The sequence below is a fragment of the Steroidobacter denitrificans genome (genome assembly GCF_001579945.1).
GTDB lineage: Bacteria > Pseudomonadota > Gammaproteobacteria > Steroidobacterales > Steroidobacteraceae > Steroidobacter > Steroidobacter denitrificans.
Genome location: NZ_CP011971.1, coordinates 3405932 through 3425391, shown reverse-complemented (window position 1 = coordinate 3425391; position 19460 = coordinate 3405932). Strand labels below are relative to the sequence as shown.

The 19460-nt window shown below is 61.5% G+C and carries 20 protein-coding genes; 3 read left to right on the top strand and 17 right to left on the bottom strand.

Annotated elements, in window-relative coordinates:
• The first annotated feature begins 70 nt into the window (after window positions 1-70).
• Complete coding sequence (locus ACG33_RS15350; RefSeq protein ID WP_066922528.1) at window positions 71-850, top strand: COG3650 family protein; 780 nt, start codon at window positions 71-73, stop codon at window positions 848-850.
• On the opposite strand, the gene ACG33_RS15345 is transcribed toward ACG33_RS15350, so the two are convergent.
• The 4 genes from ACG33_RS15345 to ACG33_RS15330 all read right to left on the bottom strand — a co-directional run bounded on the left by ACG33_RS15345 (window position 822) and on the right by ACG33_RS15330 (window position 4816).
• Window positions 822-2051 (bottom strand): VanZ family protein, encoded by a 1230-nt coding sequence (locus tag ACG33_RS15345; RefSeq protein ID WP_066922526.1) that lies wholly within the window; start codon window positions 2049-2051, stop codon window positions 822-824. The genes ACG33_RS15350 and ACG33_RS15345 overlap by 29 nt on opposite strands.
• A gap of 256 nt (window positions 2052-2307) precedes the next feature.
• Entirely contained in the window at window positions 2308-3303 is a 996-nt protein-coding gene (locus tag ACG33_RS15340) for a COX15/CtaA family protein (protein ID WP_066922524.1), read from the bottom strand.
• 143 nt (window positions 3304-3446) lie between these two features.
• Complete coding sequence (locus ACG33_RS15335; protein ID WP_066922522.1) at window positions 3447-4073, bottom strand: SCO family protein; 627 nt, start codon at window positions 4071-4073, stop codon at window positions 3447-3449.
• On the bottom strand, window positions 4070-4816 hold the full coding sequence (locus ACG33_RS15330; protein WP_157071825.1) for an SURF1 family protein: 747 nt from the start codon (window positions 4814-4816) through the stop codon (window positions 4070-4072). Before ACG33_RS15330 ends, ACG33_RS15335 begins: the two co-directional genes overlap by 4 nt.
• 15 nt (window positions 4817-4831) lie before the next feature.
• On the opposite strand from ACG33_RS15330, the gene ACG33_RS15325 reads away from it, so the two are divergent.
• A complete protein-coding gene (locus ACG33_RS15325; RefSeq protein WP_066922518.1) occupies window positions 4832-5044 on the top strand; it encodes a twin transmembrane helix small protein in 213 nt (70 codons plus the stop codon).
• 128 nt (window positions 5045-5172) lie between these two features.
• Here the strand turns inward: ACG33_RS15325 and ACG33_RS15320 are convergent, their stop codons facing one another.
• The 13 genes from ACG33_RS15320 to rpoZ all read right to left on the bottom strand — a co-directional run bounded on the left by ACG33_RS15320 (window position 5173) and on the right by rpoZ (window position 18530).
• Window positions 5173-6057, bottom strand: coding sequence for a cytochrome c oxidase subunit 3 (locus ACG33_RS15320; RefSeq protein WP_066923595.1), 885 nt, complete (start codon window positions 6055-6057; stop codon window positions 5173-5175).
• Between the two features lie 23 nt (window positions 6058-6080).
• Complete coding sequence (locus ACG33_RS15315; protein ID WP_168160120.1) at window positions 6081-6731, bottom strand: cytochrome c oxidase assembly protein; 651 nt, start codon at window positions 6729-6731, stop codon at window positions 6081-6083.
• Window positions 6732-6804: 73 nt separating this feature from the next.
• Window positions 6805-6927: a hypothetical protein gene (locus ACG33_RS16920; protein WP_257721739.1), complete on the bottom strand. Its 123-nt coding sequence runs from the start codon at window positions 6925-6927 to the stop codon at window positions 6805-6807.
• 42 nt (window positions 6928-6969) lie between these two features.
• Window positions 6970-8571: a cytochrome c oxidase subunit I gene (ctaD, locus tag ACG33_RS15310; RefSeq protein WP_066922514.1), complete on the bottom strand. Its 1602-nt coding sequence runs from the start codon at window positions 8569-8571 to the stop codon at window positions 6970-6972.
• A gap of 7 nt (window positions 8572-8578) precedes the next feature.
• The gene (gene coxB, locus ACG33_RS15305; protein ID WP_083537078.1) at window positions 8579-9409 is read right to left on the bottom strand and encodes a cytochrome c oxidase subunit II; all 831 of its coding nucleotides are present in this window, start codon (window positions 9407-9409) and stop codon (window positions 8579-8581) included.
• A gap of 123 nt (window positions 9410-9532) precedes the next feature.
• Entirely contained in the window at window positions 9533-10066 is a 534-nt protein-coding gene (locus ACG33_RS15300) for a DUF2244 domain-containing protein (protein ID WP_066922510.1), read from the bottom strand.
• A gap of 155 nt (window positions 10067-10221) precedes the next feature.
• Window positions 10222-11109, bottom strand: a complete 888-nt coding sequence (gene bioC / locus ACG33_RS15295; RefSeq protein ID WP_066922507.1) for a malonyl-ACP O-methyltransferase BioC — start codon at window positions 11107-11109, stop codon at window positions 10222-10224.
• Window positions 11110-11172: 63 nt separating this feature from the next.
• Window positions 11173-12135: a biotin synthase BioB gene (bioB, locus tag ACG33_RS15290; RefSeq protein WP_066923592.1), complete on the bottom strand. Its 963-nt coding sequence runs from the start codon at window positions 12133-12135 to the stop codon at window positions 11173-11175.
• A 287-nt stretch (window positions 12136-12422) separates the two neighbouring features.
• Window positions 12423-13247: a 4-hydroxybenzoate octaprenyltransferase gene (gene ubiA / locus ACG33_RS15285; RefSeq protein WP_066923590.1), complete on the bottom strand. Its 825-nt coding sequence runs from the start codon at window positions 13245-13247 to the stop codon at window positions 12423-12425.
• Between the two features lie 204 nt (window positions 13248-13451).
• Window positions 13452-15581, bottom strand: coding sequence for an ATP-dependent DNA helicase RecG (gene recG, locus ACG33_RS15280; RefSeq protein WP_066922505.1), 2130 nt, complete (start codon window positions 15579-15581; stop codon window positions 13452-13454).
• The gene (locus ACG33_RS15275) at window positions 15578-15961 is read right to left on the bottom strand and encodes a RidA family protein (protein ID WP_066922503.1); all 384 of its coding nucleotides are present in this window, start codon (window positions 15959-15961) and stop codon (window positions 15578-15580) included. Before ACG33_RS15275 ends, recG begins: the two co-directional genes overlap by 4 nt.
• Before the next feature lie 92 nt (window positions 15962-16053).
• Window positions 16054-18216, bottom strand: a complete 2163-nt coding sequence (spoT, locus tag ACG33_RS15270) for a bifunctional GTP diphosphokinase/guanosine-3',5'-bis pyrophosphate 3'-pyrophosphohydrolase (RefSeq protein WP_083537069.1) — start codon at window positions 18214-18216, stop codon at window positions 16054-16056.
• 29 nt (window positions 18217-18245) lie between these two features.
• Window positions 18246-18530, bottom strand: coding sequence for a DNA-directed RNA polymerase subunit omega (gene rpoZ / locus ACG33_RS15265; protein ID WP_083537068.1), 285 nt, complete (start codon window positions 18528-18530; stop codon window positions 18246-18248).
• A 288-nt stretch (window positions 18531-18818) separates the two neighbouring features.
• On the opposite strand from rpoZ, the gene ACG33_RS15260 reads away from it, so the two are divergent.
• Window positions 18819-19442, top strand: coding sequence for a c-type cytochrome (locus tag ACG33_RS15260; RefSeq protein WP_066922500.1), 624 nt, complete (start codon window positions 18819-18821; stop codon window positions 19440-19442).
• Window positions 19443-19460: the final 18 nt, after the last annotated feature.

The following is a 19460-nucleotide window of genomic DNA, read 5'->3' as shown; positions in this document are numbered from 1 at the left end:
GGAGTCGCATTCTAGCTTGCCTGGGTCGATTCCGCGGTATTCTGGACGGCGAGATTACGGGAGTACATGGATGCGTGTGTGGCGAGCATGGTGGTTCAGTGCGGCGGCGGTCGTGTGTATCGGCTGTTCGCCGGATCGTTCATCGCCTGACGGCTCCTTGCCGGATGGCGGTGCGGTGCCGGGCCGCACGAGCGGTATGGCAGCCCGTCCGCCGGCGGATTCGGGCCTGGCGATCAAGCGAGGCACGGTCCGCATCGCCGGCAAACGCGCGACGTTTCGTGCGTGCGGCGAGACGGCCGACCTGCTGATACTGGATCGCTCCGACGGCCTGTCGACCTGGGATCTTTTTGCCGAGGGGGGCGATGACGAGATCTCCTTGTATGTCGAAGCGTACGGCGAGCGCTTCGTCGGGTTTACCACCGATGAGGCGGCCGGCGATTCAGGTCACGCCTTGGACGAGCAGACCGCCGCGAGGTATGCCGGCACCTTTTTGCTGGAGCAGGTGCTGTACGCGGCCGCGCGCGATCAAGTGCGCGGTTGTGATGCTCCGGTGCCGGAGTATCGGCTTGCCGCCCGCGGCAATGAACCGTTCTGGGCGTTGGAAGTGAGCGAGCGCGTGCTGCGCTGGAAGCAGCCCGATCTGCCTGCGCCGATCGAGTTCGATGCGTCCGAGACTGAGAATCTCGATGGCGCCGAACGCTATCAGGCGGCAACCGACGGCCACATGCTGGAACTACTGGTCGAGATGCAGCCCTGTCAGGATTCGATGTCGGGGGAAATGTTCGCCTTCAGCGCGAAGGCGGTGCTGGACGGACACGAATTCACCGGTTGTGCGCGTCTCGTAAGATAGCATCCCGTCCGAACGGCGGTGGCCGCGTGCGGTACAGCCGGTGCATCAGCCAACCCACCGCCGCAGCCAGCAGCGGATCGGCAATCGATGCATCCTGCCGAGGCAGCCACAGCTGTAGGATTTCGACGACCGATATCACCATGACCGTACAGGCGGCCGCAAACCGGGTTGTCGTACCCCAGATCCTGAGGGTCCAGATCAGCGCACCGAACAGGAATGTCTTATCCAGCAGCGCCGCCCAGTCTGCTGTCCGTAGGCTCAGGAGCGGATCGACACGCAGCCATGCCATGAAGGGCCAGAAATCGAACCGGCTGGCTGGTGTCTCGAAATCGAACGGCGCCAATCCGTTCAGGATCAGCACGGCGAGTATCGCAAAGACGAACGCGGCGTGCCGTGGATGAGGTTTGAGCCGGTGCATCAACACTAACAGCGGCAGTAGCAGCAACAGCGCCAATAGCTCGGCGGGCACGAAGGCCTGCCCGGCCAGCAACAGGCTGCCGAGCAGTACCGCCGTAATCAGCAGCAATAGCCGATCAAGGCGCTTGGGGCGGCTGGTCGTTGCGGCGACCGCCTGATGCACGACCATCCAGCAGGTCAGATACGTAAAGACGGCCGCGGCGCCGAACTTCGGATCAAACAGCGGCTGCAAGGCTGTTTTCAGCTTCTCCAGATTCAGTTGCGGGACGAAAGGAACGAATCGCGATGTCAGCCAGAACAGTATAAGCACGACAGCACCTGGATCGGCGGCGGACTTTTCAACGTGCGCCGATTGATGCATGAGCCGGCTCAACAGGCTCCAGATCAACCCGCCCGCTGCCCCGAGCACGGTGCCGGCGGCGTTCAGGGTCAGGTCCGTCAGGCTGGAAACACGACCGGGTACATAGACTTGTACGATCTCGATACTCAAGGACAAAGTCGTGCCTGCCAGGACGGCGATCAGGATCGAAGCATGGCGGCCGAAGTGACTGTGCAGCCAAAGGAACAGGCAAAAACCCAGCGGCAGATATAGCAACACGTTGGAGATGCGATCGTCGCGCCCGGCGCGTGCCCAGTTCAACTCACGTAGGGCCTGCAATAGGCCGCCTTCGATGGCGCCAGGCTTGAAATTGAACGGGTATAGCGATCCGTAGAGGATCAGCGTGACGACGACGATAACGATGAGCAGCCGGGGAGTGACGCTACGCACGCGTGCAGGGATCACGATAGCCTCTTACGGCCGAATCTTGATCCTTCATGGCGAAGATTCTTACTCGAGCAGGTCTTTCGGCCGGTGATCATCGATCTTGGAATACTCCGCCTGTTCGTTACGATTCTTTCATAAGAATTCCGCCAGGATGCGGCTTGCCGGAGTGACCTTGTATGCACCATGCAACAGAGCCGGGGGGCGGACCCGCCATTCTACAGGCGGTACCGCGCCTCGAGACATGGCCCCATGTTCCAGCGGGAAATGCAGCCGATCAGCGCAGTAGCCGATTCAACCGCAGCGTGGCCAATAGCAGTATTGCGGCGACTCCGTTGTGCGCGGTGGCCAGCGATAGCGGTAGTGCGTGCATTACCATCCAGGGCCCGAGTATCAGCTGCGCCACCAATATCAGCAGCAATATTGCGCCGGTATTGCGCACAGCAGGTGTCGTGCCGCGGCGCCAGGCGGTGAAACCCAGCAGCCCAAGCATCAGCGCGGCAGCGATGGCGCCCAGTCGATGGACGAAATGGATCGCAACTCGTGCAGGATGATCCAGGACGCCTCCCTCGTAATCGATACCCAGGCCTCGCCACAGGATGAAGGCGTCTTGCACATCCATCTCCGGCCACCATGTATGCTGGCAGGTCGGAAAATCGGGACAGGCAAGCGCGGCGTAATTGCTGCTGGTCCAACCGCCCAGGGCGATTTGCAATACCAGCACTGCGAAGGCAGCTACGGCGAGTTTGCGCAAGCCCGTCCCGCCTCGTTCCGTCACCGCCCGTTCGGCGGGCGAACGCATGGACAGCCAGGCCAGCAGCGACAAGGTAGTCAGCCCGCCCAGCAGATGCAGGACTACGATCAAAGGCTTCAGCAGCAAGGTCACGGTCCACATGCCCAGCAGCCCCTGGAAGATCACCAAGGCCACCAGAATCAGCGGCAGCGCCACCGGTTGGTGGGGATCGGTACGATTGCGGATGGCAAGGCCGGCCAGCACCAGGATCAGCAATCCCAGGCTCGAGGCGAAATACCGGTGGACCATTTCCTTGAGGGCCTTGTGATACTCGAAAGGCCGGTGCGGAAATGCCTCGCTGATTGCCTCGATATTGCGTGCCGCACTGTCTGCAGATAGATGTCCATAGCATCCCGGCCAGTCCGGACAGCCCAGGCCGGCTGCGCTCAGGCGTACCCACGCACCCAGGATCACGACCGCGAGGGCCAGCAGTACACCCGCGAGCGCAAGGCGTCGAAACAAAGTTAGTCGCGCGTTCATTTGCGGTCAGGCTTATAGCCGGTCGGGAGGGCGATGGAAAGGCTTTATTGAGGGAAACGATACAGCCCGGTCACGCCCTTCGGGGTCGCGATGCCGGTCGGGTTCCAGGCAAGCCGGGTGGCGCGCCTGCCTGGAACCCGCGCTTAGCCGATATGGGAAAGTTTGAGCAGCTTCTCCAGGTCCTCCAGCAGGGCTTTGTGCGGCGCCTCGGGAGAGTAGCGCATCATCAGATTGCCGAGCGGATCGACGATATAGATGTAGCCCGCTTCAGGCTCGGCCGCCGGTGCGCCGGGGAATGCATGCAGCAGTGGCTGTCCGGTCGTGCCGGACTGCGCGATGATCAGACCGGGATGCGTGGATTGCAGGTAGTGCTGGTCGCAGCAATGACCGGTGGTCAGGAATATGCGTTGCACCCGAGGGAGGTCTTCATTCAGCGCCAGACGGCTCTGGCGCATCAGGACCAGCGCTTCCCGGCAGCGTTGTCCGCATTGCCCATCGCCGATATAGACCAGATTCCATTTGCCGCGCAGGGACTCGTTTGTAAGCGTAGTACCCTCGGGTGTCGACAATTCGAAGACAGGCAAGGCGCGCGCAGGCTGGAGCAGCTCCCCTTGATTGGTGCTTCGCGATGGACGCCAGTCTTCGAAACCGTAATATAGGAGGAACGCCGTGGCCAGGGGAGCGAAAAACACCGCGATCAGCAACCACAACTGCCGGCGTGACCGCCTGTGGACAGGCTCGAAGTCCATCGAGGGATTCGGTTCGGTCATCGGCTTCGATAATGCCTGTAGATCAGCACAAGATAGATGCATAACGCCGCCGCCGCCAGAGCGAACCATTGCACTGCATAGGCAATATGCCGTGCCGGTCCGATCGAGAAGCGTATTTCCCATACACGCTCGTAGCCGTCGACGGCCTGGGGATCAAGCAGAACCATGCCCGGCAGCAGAGGACGGGAAAGTACGCGCTCCAGGGTGGCCTGTTGCGGAAAGTTCAGCACACGTGGCCAGGAACCCTCGGCTGCGATGGCGCTTTGATCGAGTTGCACGCCGGCGCGCGGCAGGTGACTCAGCAAGCCGGTCAGTTCGCGCGGCGTAGTGCCTACGTCGACTGCGGGAACTACGGCGCGCGTCGGTCCGGACGCCAGCCAGCCCCGATCGATCAGCAGCCATCCGCCCTGCTCGAGGGCGAACGGGGTGAGTACCCGGTAACCGGGTTGCCCGGGATGCGCGGAACTGTTCGAGGGCATGTTGTCGAGCAGGATCTGGTGTCGGGAATCGTAGCGTCCGCGCAGACGTACGCGCTGATAGCGCGACAAGGTGCCGGCGTTCGTCGGCGTGAGATCGACGGTCGATTGCCGGTTCAAGGCATGCTGCGCCATCAAGGAGCGCTTTTCCGCGGCGCTATGCAACTGCCAGAAGCCGAGCCGCACAAATCCCGCGATGACCATCAAGGTCAGCGCCGTCGCCAACACTGTAGGCGCAAGACGAGGATTCGCGGATGATCCGTTCACGTATACTCGGCCTTCATGCCCATCCTCAACATCCTCATCCTGGCCTGTCTGATCGCCATCGTGGCCAGCCTCGCCTCCAGCCTGTTCTATCTCGTGAACGACAAGGGCCAGTCGCGCAAGATGGTGAAGGCGCTGACGGTGAGAGTGACGCTTTCCGTATTGTTGTTCATCCTGCTGCTCCTTGCCTGGTCGCAGGGACTGATCCATCCGCATGGGCTGGGAGGCTAGCTCGGGTCTTCACCGGCGATCACGATTGCGCTTGCAGATTGGATCGGCAGCCTGCCCAAGTTCCAGCCGTTCGATCCGCCCTCCTTCGGTCCGGTGCGAGCCTCTGTGGCTTGGTGTACGCCGCCTCGTCATAGCCAGTATACGAATACGAACAAGCCCAGCCACACCACATCGACGAAGTGCCAGTACCAGGCAACGCCTTCGAACGCGAAATGATGGGTCGGTGTGAAGTGACCTTTCAGACAGCGCAGCCAGATCACCGTCAACATGATGGCACCGATGGTCACGTGGAGGCCGTGGAAGCCGGTCAGCATAAAGAACGTCGAACCGTAGATGCCGCTGGTCAGCTTCAGATTGTAGTGCTGATACGCTTCGACGTATTCGGTGGCCTGCAGGAATACGAACAGGTAGCCCAGCAGGATCGTCAGCCCGAGGAAGGTGTTCAGCATCGCGCGGTTGCCGGCTTTGATCGCGTGATGGGCGATCGTAATCGTGACGCCTGAACTGAGCAGGATGGCGGTGTTGATCGCCGGTAGGCCGAACGCCGGGATGATATCGAAGTCACCGCCGACATCGCCCGGTCCGTTCGTCGGCCAGCTCGCTTCGAAGCCGTCGCCGCGCAGCACCTGGGTCATCAGTTTCACGCCCTCGCCGCCCAGCCAGGGTACGGAGAACTGCCGTGCGTAGAACAGCGCACCGAAAAACGCTGCGAAAAACATGACCTCGGAAAAGATGAACCACATCATACCCATACGGAAGGAACGGTCCACGGCATCGTTATAGAGCCGTCCCTCGCTTTCGCTGATGACTGCGCCGAACCAGCCAGCGAACATGGTGAGCAGCAGCAGTACGCCCAGCCCGAATATCCACGGCCCCGCAGCGACGTCGTTCAGCCACAAAGAGGCGCCGGCGACACCTGTGAACAAGGAGAACGATCCGAAGATCGGCCATGGACTGTGGTGCGGAACATAATACTTTTCGGGTGACACAAGAGCGGTTTGTGCGTGCGCCATTGAACTGTATTCCTGTTCGTCGGTCATTCGAGTTTGGCCAGGGCTATTCTGCGGCCGGCGGTTGCCCTATCGGTCATCTCATCGGCTACCGCATCTCTTTGGGCCGCTGTACCGGTCCGGATCGCTGCGGCGGCCGGAACGTCGTACATCGCGTAGCCCAGCGTCAGCCGGTCTATGTTGGAAGGCAGCTTCGGATCGACGATGAAACGCACCGTCAAATCACGTTTCTGCCCGCCCTTGAACAGCTGCGGCGTGAAGCAGAAGCATTCGGTCTTGTGGAAGTACTGCGTTGCCTGCAGCGGGGCGATGCTGGGGATCGCCTGCGCCGTGATCGGTTGCGAACGCAGGTTGAGTGCGTAGAACTTTGCTTCGTAAAGTCGTCCGGGCTGGATCTGGAGGCTGCCTGCCTCGGGGTGGAATTCCCATTGTCCGAACGTCGGTGTGGTCGATATGAATTCGATCGTGATTCTGCGGCTTTCATCCGGTGTCTCGAAGATCTCGGCGGCCTGGCGCAGCCTGGTGCGATCGCCGTAGCCCGTGACGTCGCACAACACGCTGTACAAGGGGATGAGTGCGAATCCGAATGCAAAACTGCCGGCGACGAACAAGCACAGCTGGCATACCAGCTTGCGGTTCGCCGTCTTGTCCGCCTTTCGCCTTGGTTTCTGGTTCATGTCCTCGTACATGTCATGGGGCGCATCTCACTGCCGGCGACGGCGTTCCCACCCTGTAGGACCGGGTGCGTACCTACCGAGTACGCACTACGCTGATGAGGATGAAACCGAAATAGAACACTGCTGCCAGCAGCGCCAGCCAAAGTGCGGCACGCCGCACCTTGCGTTTACGCTCGGTGTCCTGCGTCGAATTCATTGCCTTGAGGGACGAAGCCGTATCTTCATTGTCCGTTCGGTGCTATTTGATTTGCGGTGCGATTTCGAAACTATGGTATGGCGGCGGCGAACTCAGGGTCCATTCCAGCCCCTGCGGCGTGCCGCTGTCCCAGACCTTGTTGCTGGCCTTGATTCCACCGCGAATGCAGCGGAGCACGATGTACGCGAACAGCAATTGCGATAGACCGAAGCCGAAACCACCGATCGAAGACACCATGTTCCAATCGGCGAACTGTGTGGAGTAGTCGGGAATACGCCGCGGCATGCCGGCCAGTCCCAGGAAGTGCTGCGGAAAGAACAGCACATTCACGAAGATCGTCGACAGCCAGAAGTGCAGCTTGGCCAGCTTCATGTCGTACATATGGCCGGTCCATTTTGGCAGCCAGAAGTAGACAGCCGCCATCAGTCCGAATACCGCACCCGGCACCAGCACGTAATGGAAATGCGCCACCACGAAATAGGTGTCGTGATACTGGAAGTCCGCCGGCACGATGGCGAGCATCAGGCCGGAAAAGCCGCCGATCGTGAACATGAACAGGAAGGCGATCGCGAACAGCATCGGCGGCTCGAAGCTGAGCGAACCCCTGAACATGGTCGCGGTCCAGTTGAACACCTTCACACCGGTAGGCACGGAAATCAGCATCGTTGCCAGCATAAAGAACATCTGGCCGGCGAGCGGCATGCCGACCGTGAACATGTGGTGTGCCCAGACGATGAACGACAGGAACGCGATCGAGGCGATCGCATAGACCATCGAGTCGTAGCCGAATAAGGGTTTGCGCGAGAATGTCGGAATGATTTCCGAGATGATACCGAATGCCGGCAGAATCATGATGTAGACCTCGGGATGCCCGAAGAACCAGAAAATGTGCTGATACATCACTGGATCGCCGCCGCCGGCTGCCGCGAAAAAAGTCGTGCCGAAATAGTGGTCCGTGATCAGCATCGTCACCGCGCCGGCCAACACCGGCATGACACCGATCAGCAGATAGGCCGTGATCAGCCAGCTCCAGGCGAACATGGGCATCTTCAATAGCGACATGCCGGGCGCACGCATGTTCATGACCGTGACGATCACGTTGATTGCACCCATGATCGAAGAGACGCCCATCAGATGGATCGCGAAGATCGACATCGGAAAGGCTGCGCCGGTCTGCAGCGACAGCGGCGGATACATGGTCCAGCCGCCGGCGGGCGCGCCGCCGGGAACGAACAGCGTGCTGAGCAGCAGCGTGAACGCGAACGGCAGGATCCAGAAGCTAAGGTTGTTCATGCGCGGCAAGGCCATGTCGGGTGCGCCGATCTGCAGTGGCAGCATCCAGTTCGCTAGACCCACGAAGGCCGGCATGACCGCACCGAAGATCATGACCAGCGCATGCATGGTGGTCATGGAATTGAAGAATTGCGGATCGACCAATTGCATGCCGGGTTGGAACAGCTCGGCCCGGACGATCATGGCCATGCTGCCGCCGACGAAGAACATCAGCAGACTGAACAGCAGGTACATGGTCCCTATGTCTTTATGATTGGTCGCGAATATCCAGCGGCGTATGCCTTTCTCGGGACTGTAATGATCCTGGGCGCTTTCGTCGGCGCGAGCCGCGTGTGTCTGTCCGTTGCTCATGAGCTGCTTACTCCGGCGGCATTTCGGCGTTGGCGGTCGTCTCGATCGCTCGTGGCTGCTGCGACTGCAGCCAGCTTTCATAGTCCTGCTGCGACCTGACATCGACGACTACCGGCATGAAGCCGTGATCGCGGCCGCATAGTTCTGCGCATTGGCCGCGATAGATACCGATGGCGTCGGCACGGAACCACAGTTCGTTGACGAAACCGGGAATGGCGTCCTTTTTCATGCCGAATTCCGGCATCCACCAGGCGTGGATCACATCGGCGGCCGTGAGCAGCAGCCGTACCTTGGCGCCGACCGGCACCACCAGAGGATTGTCCACCTCCAGCAGATAGTTCTCCACGGAGGCTGGGTCGATACCCGAGTTCAGCTGGCGTGCCGCGTTGCTCGAGCGTGCCAGCGTGGAAAAGAAATCGATCCCCTGATCCAGGTACTCGTAGTGCCACTTCCACTGATAGCCGGTGACCTTCACCGATAGAGCGGAATCCCGAGTATCCTCGATCTTGACCAGTGTGGCTGCAGCCGGGATGGCCAGCGCGATCAGAATGGCACAGGGAATGAGCGTCCAAATGATCTCGGCCTTGGTGCTGTGGCTGAACTTGGCCGGTACCGAGCTCTGGGAATGGCGGAACTTTACGACCGAGTAGATGATCACCGCGAATACCGCGATACCGATGGCCACGCAGACCCACAGGGTCAGCATGTGCAACCCGTAGATATCATGACTCAACTCGGTCGCCCCCCTGGGCATGTTCAATTTCCAAGCTGCGAATGCCGCCCTGGCGGGCAGACAGGCCGCCAGTAAAGCGGCTGCAAATTTGATAATTTTCAACATCGGCGCCAGTGCTCCCAGGTAACCTTGGTGCTTTGCATTAACATCGATGCCTGGGTTGGCCGGGCATCGAGCGATGCGCCGTGGGCGGCTTTCGAATGCCGCCGCCCGCCTTCCCCGCTCAATTTAAATCGTGGGCGATTGATTCACGCTCCCCACCAGTCGCTGCAGACGAGCCGCCAGGATACGACGATCGTCCTCCGTGAGAAATCTGCCCACCTCGCAGACGCGTCCCTGCGACTCCAGGGTGAGTCGGCTGGGATGGAGCGTCGAAAGCGGCGCTTTCAGTCTAACCCTGGTCCAATGGCGAAGAAATACCGATATTTGCCTGCCACCGGCTGTATGGCGGGCGATCGTCACGGAATCTGCGGTGACGGTAATCGTTTCTCCGCGCTTTCCGGCCAGCATCGAATGGCACAGCGCCCAGCCCAGCAGTCCGATTTCCAGTGCCGCGAACCCCAGAATCGGCCAGAAGCCTTGCAATGTATATATCCCGGCGACCGTGAAGGTGGGCAGGGCAACCGTCAGAAGGCAGATGCATGCCGTGCGAGGCGTCAACGCGCAGCGTGGTCTCAATTCGATGATGCGGCTGCCGTCCACGGCGGCTGCGGCCTGCAGTCCCGCAGACGAGTCATTGGCAAGTTCAAGATCAATGTTCACTTAATCTATATCAATAGTGCTGATATAGCGGCTAACATCCTGTGATCATGAATATTTAATAAATAAAGAAGCATGTGGCCGGCGTCCAGGTCACCAGCATGAGGCTCGTTGGTGGAGGTGTCTATTCGTAGCCTCCGCGGCAGGAAGGCACGGGGCTAGTCGTGGCGGCCGCGTCTGCCGATGGCCTGTATCGGAATACGGAATTCCGGTTCCGCCTGTCGTTTCGGCCGCGGCTCCCCTGCCCATGCCTGGCCATAGACGAGTTCGACGCTGACAGGCAGTACGCCTTCGCGCAAGGCCAGCGCCTCATGCGCTCGCACGGCCTGGAAACGTGCACGGCCGGTGAGCCCTCGGAGGCGGCCCTGGGCGATGTTGCGGGCGCCGCAGGCTTGCAAGTCGCGCAACAGTGTATCCAGATCCGGGTAGGTGACGCTCAGGCGTTCCATGTCCATGACCGGATCGGCAAAACGCGCTCGCATGAGCGCATCGCCCAGGTCATGCATATCGATGAACCGATGCACGTGGATGTGATCGTCCACGGTCCGCCAGGCGCGGCGCAGTTCCATCAGTGTATCCGGCCCCAGGGTGGTGAAAATGAACAATCCCTGCGGTTTCAGCACCCGGCGCACTTCCTGGAATACGGTATCCGGATCATGACACCACTGCAGCATCAGGTTGCTGAATACCAGGTCGATAGAGCCGGTGCGTATCGGTAGACGATGTGCGTCGGCCGCGGCGCGCTGGAATCGCCGCCGCAGCCCTTGCCGGCGACGGCTGGCGCGCAGCATCGCCGGGGACAGATCGAGAGCAATGACCTGAGCGGCGCGATAGCGCTGTTTCAGCGCACGGCTCGCCTGGCCGGTCCCAGCGCCCAGATCCAGGATGCGGGCAGGCTGCATGCGTACCACGTCCAGGCGTTCGAGCAGACGTGCGTCGATCTCTCGCGCCACGACCGCCGCAGTATCGTAACCGCGGCTGGCCTTGTCGAAGGAACGGCGTACGACGCGCGGATCCAGAAAATATTCGTCGAAGCGGAGATTCAATCGAGTTCGTCGGAGCTGGGATTCAAATCAAATCAGAACAGGAATTCAACGCGGGCCAAGATTTCAGGCGGATTGCGCCGAGGCTTCGGGCCGGATCCCAAGACGTTCGAACAGGCGATGATCGTGATGTTCGTCCGGATTATCGGTCGTCAGCAGTTTTTCGCCGTAGAAGATCGAGTTGGCGCCTGCCAGGAAGCACAAGGCCTGAGTTTCGTCGCTCATCCCGTTGCGACCGGCGGACAGGCGTACATGGGAGCGGGGCATCAACAGCCGCGCGACGGCGATGACGCGCACGAAATCCAGGGCGTCGGGCTTTTCGACTCCGTACAAGGGCGTGCCGGGAACCTGCACCAACTGGTTGACGGGGACGCTTTGCGGATGCTCGGGAAGGGTCGCGAGCGTATGTAGCAGCTGGGCACGATCCAGCACTGTCTCGCCCAGACCCAGGATGCCGCCGCAGCAGACATTGATGCCGGCTTCGCGAACCGCCTGAAGCGTATCCAGCCGATCCTGATAGGTGCGCGTGGTGATGACCTTGTCGTAATGGCTTTCGGAGGTATCCAGGTTGTGGTTGTAGTAATCCAGCCCGGCCTGCTTTAATTCCCGGGCCTGCTCGGCGGTCAGCATTCCCAGGGTGGCGCAGGTTTCCATACCCAGCGCGGACACGCTTTTCACCATTTCCACGATCTGTCCCAGTTGCTTGGGTTTGGGACTGCGGTAAGCCGCGCCCATGCAGAAGCGCGTCGCGCCATTCGCCTTCGCCGCCCGGGCCTTTTCCATCACCTCTTCCAGCGCCAGCAGGGGTTCCGACTCCAGGCCCGTCTTGAAGCGGATGCTTTGGGAACAATAGGCGCAATCTTCCGGGCAGGCGCCGGTCTTGATCGAGAGCAAGGTGCTGACCTGCACTTGATTCGGATCGAAGTTCTGCCGGTGCACGCGCTGGGCATGAAAAATGAGATCGGCGAAGGGTAGATCGAACAGGGCACGCACTTCATCCAGGGTCCAGTCGTTGCGTACGAGTCCCAGTTGCGCGACCAGTTGCGTGATTTCGATCGCCGCCGGCCGGACGCTCGTGTCCGGCGGGTTCGCGGATACATCATCAGGGGCGATGGCCGGCGAGATGGCGGTCGTGCGGGGAAAGCGGACAGGGTCGGCGCAGCTCATGAGACGTGAAATCCTGCAGGTAAGCCGCCGCCAGGGCGGGTGTGTCGGTGCAGTATTCGCAGCCCCTTCATGGCTGTCAACCATGCAGAGCTCACCGGGTCGACATGAGCGGGGGTGCCAGGAGCCTTCGTTTGCGCCTTCGCGGAGCTTCAGTGAAAGAGATATTCCAGGGCGATACCGATGAACACCGACATCCCGAAGTAATTGTTGTTCAGGAAGGCCTGAAAGCAGGCCGAGGCCTGACGTGCGCGGATCAGCCATTGCTGGTATGCAGCGAAGATCGCCGCGGCCGTCAACCCCAGCCCGTACCACGACCCCAGTTGCAACTCCCTGCCCGCCAGCCACAGGGCAAACAGCGTCATCAATTGCATGATGCCGATGATGAATCGATCGGCATCCCCGAACAGGATGGCGCTGGAGCGGATGCCGAGCCGGCGATCGTCGTCGCGATCCACCATCGCATACATGGTGTCGTACACCATGGTCCAGGACAATCCTGCCAGAAACAGCAGCCAGGCCAGCCGCGGCAAGGCGTTCGTCTGGGCGGCGAAGGCCATCGGTACCCCCCAGGTGAATGCGGCGCCGAGATAAAGCTGAGGCAGTGGAAAAAACCGTTTGAAAAAAGGATAGGTAACGACCAGCACGCCGCCGGCGAGCGCCAGCAGCTGCGTCAGGGGATTCAGGGTCATCACCAGGCCCAACGCGATCAACCCCAGGCCCGCACACAACATCACGGCCTCGATGGGTTCGATTTGACCGGTGACCAGGGGACGGTCACGCGTACGGCTCACGTGTCCGTCGAAATTACGGTCGGCGAAGTCATTGATGGCGCAGCCTGCCGAGCGAGTCAGTACGGTGCCCAGCAAGAACACCACGAACACATGGGGATCGGGGTGCCCTGCGGAGGATAGCCACAGCGCCCACAATACCGGCCACAGCAACAGCCAGATGCCGATCGGGCGATTCAGGCGCATCAGGCGCGCGTAGCTGCCCGTCCGCGCGACTGCGTTCGGTAGAGCCTGGGTCGCGAATCGGCTGGCACCGAGCCGATACCCGAACCAGCGCAGGCGGTTCTTGAGGGCGATATAGGGTGTGCTCATCGTGGGCCCATCAGGCGCAGGGCCGCTCAGGTGGCGTGATGGTGAGCATCATGAGTCTCATGGCGAATCTGGCGTACCTCATACTTTGCCGAATTTTTCGCCCTGTCCGGTCCAGCGGCGCAGCAACGGCGCCAGCCCCTCCTCGCCCTGTGCCAGCATCCGCTCGGCTGCCTGCTGGACCATGGGCAGCAGGTCGGCGTCACGCATCAGATCCGCGACACGCATTTGCATCAGTCCCGTTTGGCGCGTACCCAGCAGTTCACCGGGGCCGCGTAATTCCAGATCGCGGCGCGAGATCTCGAAGCCATCGTTGGTTGCGCGCATGACGGCCAGACGCTCGCGGGCGATATCGCTCAGGGGCGCACGATACAACAGAACACAGGTGCTTTCGGCTGTTCCGCGCCCTACCCGGCCGCGCAGCTGGTGCAGCTGGGCCAGGCCCATGCGCTCGGCGTTCTCGATCACCATCAGGCTGGCGTTGGGCACATCCACGCCGACCTCGATCACGGTCGTGGCCACCAGCAGGTCGATTTCCCCGGCCTTGAAGCGACTCATGATCGCATCCTTGTCGCGGGGCGCCATCCGCCCGTGCACCAGGTCGACCCGCAGTTCCTGCAGTGCTTCGGTGAGTACAGCGGCGGTTTGTTCCGCGGCTTGCGCGTTGAGCTGTTCGGATTCCTCCACCAGCGGACAGACCCAGTAGGCCTGGCGTCCTTGGCGGCAGGCATCGCGTATGCGCATGACCACCTGGTCGCGGCGATTGTCTTGCAGCACGACCGTGCGCACCGGAGTACGTCCGGGCGGCAGTTCATCGATCACCGACACGTCGAGGTCGGCGTAGGCGGTCATCGCCAGGGTCCTGGGGATCGGCGTGGCCGTCATGATGAGCTGATGCGGATAGCGGCCGGAGGCGAGCCCCTTCTCCCGCAGCTGCAGACGCTGGTGTACGCCAAAACGATGCTGTTCATCGATGATCACCAGCCCCAGACGATGAAATTCGACATCATGTTGGAATAGCGCGTGCGTGCCGACCGCCAGCTTTGTCGCCCCGCAGGCCAGATCCGCCAGCGCCCGGGCGCGTGCGGCCGCGGTGCGGCTGCCGGTGAGCAGGACCGGGGGTAGATCCAGCGGTGCGAACCAGGTGGTGAAATTGCGCGCATGCTGCTCCGCCAGCAATTCGGTCGGCGCCATGATTACCGCCTGGAAACCCGCCTCCACTGCTCTGGCCGCTGCAAACGCGGCCACCAGCGTCTTGCCGCAGCCGACATCACCCTGCACCAACCGCAGCATGGGATGGGATCGTGCCAGGTCCGCCTCGATATCCGCCCATGCCCGCAACTGCGCACCGGTGGGTGCGAAGGGCAGCGACTGGCGTAATCGATCGATGAGCGCCGGCTGGGCCGGCATCAATGGCCAGCCGGGATCGCGCTGAATTTCCTGGCGCAGCAGCCGCAGACTTAGCTGATGCGCCAGCAGTTCCTCGAAGGCCAGCCGGCGCTGCGCCGGATGCCGCCCGCCGGCCAATCGTTCAGTATCTGCATCGATCGGCGGGCGATGCACATAGCGCAAGGCATCCGATAGTGAGGGTAGCTGCAAGCCCAGACGCTCCAGCATCCCGTCCGGTAGCCAGTCCGGAAGTGTGCGGGCGGACAGTTCCTGCAATGCCAGCAGGGTCAACTGCCGCAGCCGTCCCTGCTGGATGCCTTCGGTGAGCGGATAGATGGGGGTGAGTCCTTCGGGTGCGGCGGCTTCCCGGCCGTGCGCGTCCGGGGCCGCGATGCGCCGATATTCCGGATGAACGATCTCCGGGCCCGCCGGGCCCCGGCGCACCTCTCCCCAGCAGCGCCAGCGGGTACCGCGCTGAAAGCCTTGTTGTTGCGCCAGGGAAAAATGAAAAAAGCGCAAGGTCAGCGTGCCGGTGCCGTCGCTGAGCCGGCACAACAGCTGTCTGCGGCCGCGAAAGGCAACCTCGGCGAGCAGAATCTCTCCTTCGATGACCGCACGATCGCCGATGCGCAGCGAGCCGATAGGAAGGGTGCGTGTGCGGTCCTCGTAGCGCAGCGGCAGCAGGAACAGCAGATCCTGGACAGTATTTACGCCGAGGCGTGCAAATCTGGCGGCGAGCGCCGCGCCGACCCCGCGCAGGGCGGTGACCGGCCGAAATTCGGGCGACTCGACGCCGGTGCGCCGGGCCGCGGCCGTGTTCACTCCAGCTCCACCACGCATTCCATTTCGACCTGTGCTCCTTTGGGCAGCGAGGCTACGCCGACGGCTGCACGGGCCGGATAAGGCTCGGTGAAATACTCGGCCATGATCTGGTTCAGCAAGGTGAAATTACCCAAATCGATGAGAAACACGTTCAGTTTCGCCACCTGCGAAAAATCGCCGCCGGCCGCCTGCACGATGGCCTGCAGGTTGGCGAAGACACGGCGAATCTGCGCCTCCATGGGGCCGCTTTCCAATTCGCCCGTCACCGGATCGAGCGGGATCTGTCCCGAGACGTACACGGTATTGCCGCATTTCACGGCTTGCGAATAGGTACCGACCGCCTGGGGGGCGGCCGCGGTGCGGATGATCGTACGCGCCATGGGTGTGCTCTGAAAGGTTCCTGGAATGGCTGTCGGCAATGAAGGTCAATGATCCGTCATCATCGAGCCGAAAGTCGATACGCTTCTAAGCCCTATGCCAGTACACGCGTGACGCGCAGCACTTCGGGCATTTTGCGCAGGTGCTTGATCGTGCGTGCCAGATGCTTGCGATCGCGTACCTGAAGATCGAACACCAGCGTGGTCGCCTGGCCGTCGCGTTCATCCACGCCGACATGTTCGATATTCGTCTCCGTCATCGCAATGTTGGCGGCGATGGCCGCCAACACACCCATACGGTTGTTGACGTCGATACGCAATTCCACGTTGAACAGCCGATCCACGTCGGGCGCCCAGGTGACCGATAGCCATTTTTCCGGCTGCTTGCGATAGCTATGCAGGTTGCCGCAGGCCTCGCGATGGATGACCATGCCGCGGCCGCTGGACAAGTAGGCCATGATCGGATCATTCGGTATCGGGAAGCAGCAGCGCGCGTAGTTGACCACCATGCCTTCCGTACCGGCGATGGCCAGCGCGCCGGCCTTGGATGGCAACTGCGGTAGCTTGCCGGTATCGGTGCCGGGCGGCAGCAGCCGCCGAGCTACCAGTGCCGCCAGGCGCTCGCCCAGACCGATTTTTTCGTACAGATCCACCGGTGACTTGAGATTCAGTTCGGCGGCAGCGGCCTGCAAACGCTCCTCGGGTATCTTTTTCAACGTCAGTGACAGGTCGGCCAGCGCCTGGGTCAGCATCCGCTTGCCCAATTCAACGGCTTCGGAATGCTTCAGGCTCTTCAGGTAATGACGGATGGCTGCCCGCGCCTTGGCGGTGACCACGTAGTTCGCCCACCCCGGATTCGGCGTCGCCCCCTTGGCCGTGATGATCTCGACGGTCTGGCCGTTGCGCAGCGGCGTGCGCAGCGGCACCAGTCGCCGGTCGACCTTGGCCGCCACACAATGATTGCCGATATCGGTATGCACCGAGTAGGCGAAATCGACGGCGGTGGCGTTGCGCGGCAATCGCCGGATCTCGCCGCGCGGCGTGAATACATAGACTTTGTCAGGGAACAGGTCGAGCTTGACGCTTTCCATGAACTCTTCAGAACTGCCGCCGGGCATTTCTACCAGTTGTTGCAGCCATTCGCTGGCTCGATCGCGATATGCATGATCGGTCTCCTCGCCTGTCTTGTACTGCCAATGTGCCGCGATACCGGATTCGGCAATGTGGTGCATGTCCTCGGTGCGGATCTGCACCTCGATCGGCATGCTGTTCGGACCGAATAACGTCGTATGCAGCGACTGGTAGCCATTGATACGCGGAATGGCGATGTAATCCTTGAAGCGTCCCGGCATCGGCCGATACAGCCCGTGCACCAGGCCAAGCACGCGATAACAGGTGTCGATCGAGTCCACCACGATGCGAAAGCCGAACACATCCACGATCGCGCTCAGTGGCACGCGCTTGCGACGCATCTTCTGGTAGACGCTGTACAGGTGTTTTTCACGGCCCTCGACGCGGCCATGGATTCCAGCTTTTTGCAGCGCGGCGCGCAGATTGTGCTCGATCTTGCCGACGAACTGCTTCTGATTGCCACGGGCGCGCTTGAGCGCCTTCTCGATGACCCGATGGCGGCTCGGATATAACGCCTTGAGACCCAGATCCTCGAGTTCGGACTTGATCGAATGAATGCCCAGGCGATTGGCGATCGGCGCGTAGATCTCCAGCGTCTCGCGCGCGATGGTGCGCCGCTTGGCCGGCGGCATCGAGCCCAGGGTACGCATGTTGTGGGTGCGATCGGCCAGCTTGACCATGATGACGCGGATGTCACGCACCATCGCCAGCAGCATCTTGCGGAAGCTTTCGGCGTGCGCCTCGGCACGATTGCGAAACTGGATGTGATCGAGTTTGGAGACGCCGTCGACGAGTTCGGCCACATCGGCTCCGAAGCGCTCGGCGATCTCGTCCTTGGCTGTTTGGGTATCCTCGATGACGTCGTGCAGGATCGCCGCAATGATCGTCGGGGCGTCCAGGCGCAGATCGGCGAGAATATGGGCTACGGCGACCGGATGAGCGATATACGGCTCGCCGCTGCGCCGTTTCTGGCCTTCATGCGCTTCGGCACCGAACTCGTAGGCGTCGCGGATGCGATCGACCTGGGTCGGCGGAAGATAGGTTTCCAGCTTGTTGAGCAGCTGGGTGACGCCGATCGAACGTCTTCCGGAGGGCAGCAGATTCAGGATGGAAGACGCATAGTCCATAAGATGCGCATCGGTTACATGCTGCGCGATCAGTCCTCGATGATGCCGAGATGGGGCGCGCGCAGTTCACCCGCCATCATTTCGGGTTCCGGCATGATCTCCGGCGTTGGGCGCTCGACTTCTTCCAGGATCTCCGGGCCGATGTGGCCTGCGGCGATTTCACGCAGGGCGACCACCGTCGGCTTATCGTTCTCCCATTCCACCGTCGCTTCGGCGCCGTTGGCCAGGCGTCGGGCACGTTTGGCCGCAACCAGGACCAGTTGGAACAGGTTCGGAATATTGTTCAGGGAATCTTCGACGGTAATACGGGCCATACAGCAACCTCGGTGCAGGGTCGGCCGTAACGGCCGGCAACGGATGATCGACCGAAGTCGATCAGACCGTACAGTGTATCTCACTCGGTCCCTGGATCGCATGGCGAAATGTCTCGAATCTTGCGCCTGGATCTCTGTCGGCACCGAAACGAGGGGGGCGGCATGCTCCTGACTCGACGTCGGTATTCCGCTACCATGACATGCTCGCGGCATGGCTGCTCATCGGCGAGTCCCGTATGAATCGATACGGGCTGGAAGTGGAGATTGGATTCTACAGCGGAGACAGGCATGAAGTTTAGACCGAACCTGGGGGTACTCGGCTTGACAGTGCTGGCGGCTGCCGCGTACGGGGCGGCCGCCGAGGGCGATGCTGCGCGCGGTAAAATACTGGCCTATACCTGCCAGGGTTGCCACGGCGTGGAAACCTACAAGAACGCCTATCCGAATTATTCGGTGCCCAAACTCGGTGGTCAGAGTGCCGCATACCTGGTGAATGCGCTGATGGCATACGCCTCGGGCGACCGCCCCCACCAGACCATGCACTCGCATGCAGTCTCGATGGACGACCAGGATCGCGCCGACATTGCCGCCTTCCTGCAAGGGGAAGGAGTGCAGTCCGTCAAGGAACCGGTCGGTACGCCGCCGCCGGCCACTCAGGTCTGTGTCGCCTGTCATGGTGCGGATGGTGCGACAGCGGTCATGCCCGACTATCCCATTCTTGCCGGACAGCACCCGGATTATCTCATCCAGGCCCTGCATGACTACAAGAGCGGCCGACGCAAGAATCCCATCATGGCGGGGATCGCGACCGGCGTGGACGAAAAGGACTTCGAGACGATCGCACGGTTCTTTGCTCGGCAACCCGGCCTGTGCAACACTCAGGTCATCGCCCGGCAGGGCCGCTGCCGGTAGCGGTAGGACGCACCCCGG

What these genes read in the sequence shown, in the direction of transcription:
- ACG33_RS15350 (WP_066922528.1), top strand. Translation starts at nt 71, where the DNA reads ATGCGTGTGTGGCGAGCATGGTGGTTCAGTGCGGCGGCGGTCGTGTGT.
- ACG33_RS15340 (WP_066922524.1), bottom strand. Translation starts at nt 3,303, where the DNA reads ATGAACGCGCGACTAACTTTGTTTCGACGCCTTGCGCTCGCGGGTGTA.
- ACG33_RS15335 (WP_066922522.1), bottom strand. Translation starts at nt 4,073, where the DNA reads ATGACCGAACCGAATCCCTCGATGGACTTCGAGCCTGTCCACAGGCGG.
- ACG33_RS15325 (WP_066922518.1), top strand. Translation starts at nt 4,832, where the DNA reads ATGCCCATCCTCAACATCCTCATCCTGGCCTGTCTGATCGCCATCGTG.
- ACG33_RS15320 (WP_066923595.1), bottom strand. Translation starts at nt 6,057, where the DNA reads ATGGCGCACGCACAAACCGCTCTTGTGTCACCCGAAAAGTATTATGTT.
- ACG33_RS15315 (WP_168160120.1), bottom strand. Translation starts at nt 6,731, where the DNA reads ATGAACCAGAAACCAAGGCGAAAGGCGGACAAGACGGCGAACCGCAAG.
- ACG33_RS16920 (WP_257721739.1), bottom strand. Translation starts at nt 6,927, where the DNA reads ATGAATTCGACGCAGGACACCGAGCGTAAACGCAAGGTGCGGCGTGCC.
- ctaD (WP_066922514.1), bottom strand. Translation starts at nt 8,571, where the DNA reads ATGAGCAACGGACAGACACACGCGGCTCGCGCCGACGAAAGCGCCCAG.
- coxB (WP_083537078.1), bottom strand. Translation starts at nt 9,409, where the DNA reads ATGTTGAAAATTATCAAATTTGCAGCCGCTTTACTGGCGGCCTGTCTG.
- ubiA (WP_066923590.1), bottom strand. Translation starts at nt 13,247, where the DNA reads ATGCGCCTGAATCGCCCGATCGGCATCTGGCTGTTGCTGTGGCCGGTA.
- ACG33_RS15275 (WP_066922503.1), bottom strand. Translation starts at nt 15,961, where the DNA reads ATGGCGCGTACGATCATCCGCACCGCGGCCGCCCCCCAGGCGGTCGGT.
- spoT (WP_083537069.1), bottom strand. Translation starts at nt 18,216, where the DNA reads ATGGACTATGCGTCTTCCATCCTGAATCTGCTGCCCTCCGGAAGACGT.
- rpoZ (WP_083537068.1), bottom strand. Translation starts at nt 18,530, where the DNA reads ATGGCCCGTATTACCGTCGAAGATTCCCTGAACAATATTCCGAACCTG.
- ACG33_RS15260 (WP_066922500.1), top strand. Translation starts at nt 18,819, where the DNA reads ATGAAGTTTAGACCGAACCTGGGGGTACTCGGCTTGACAGTGCTGGCG.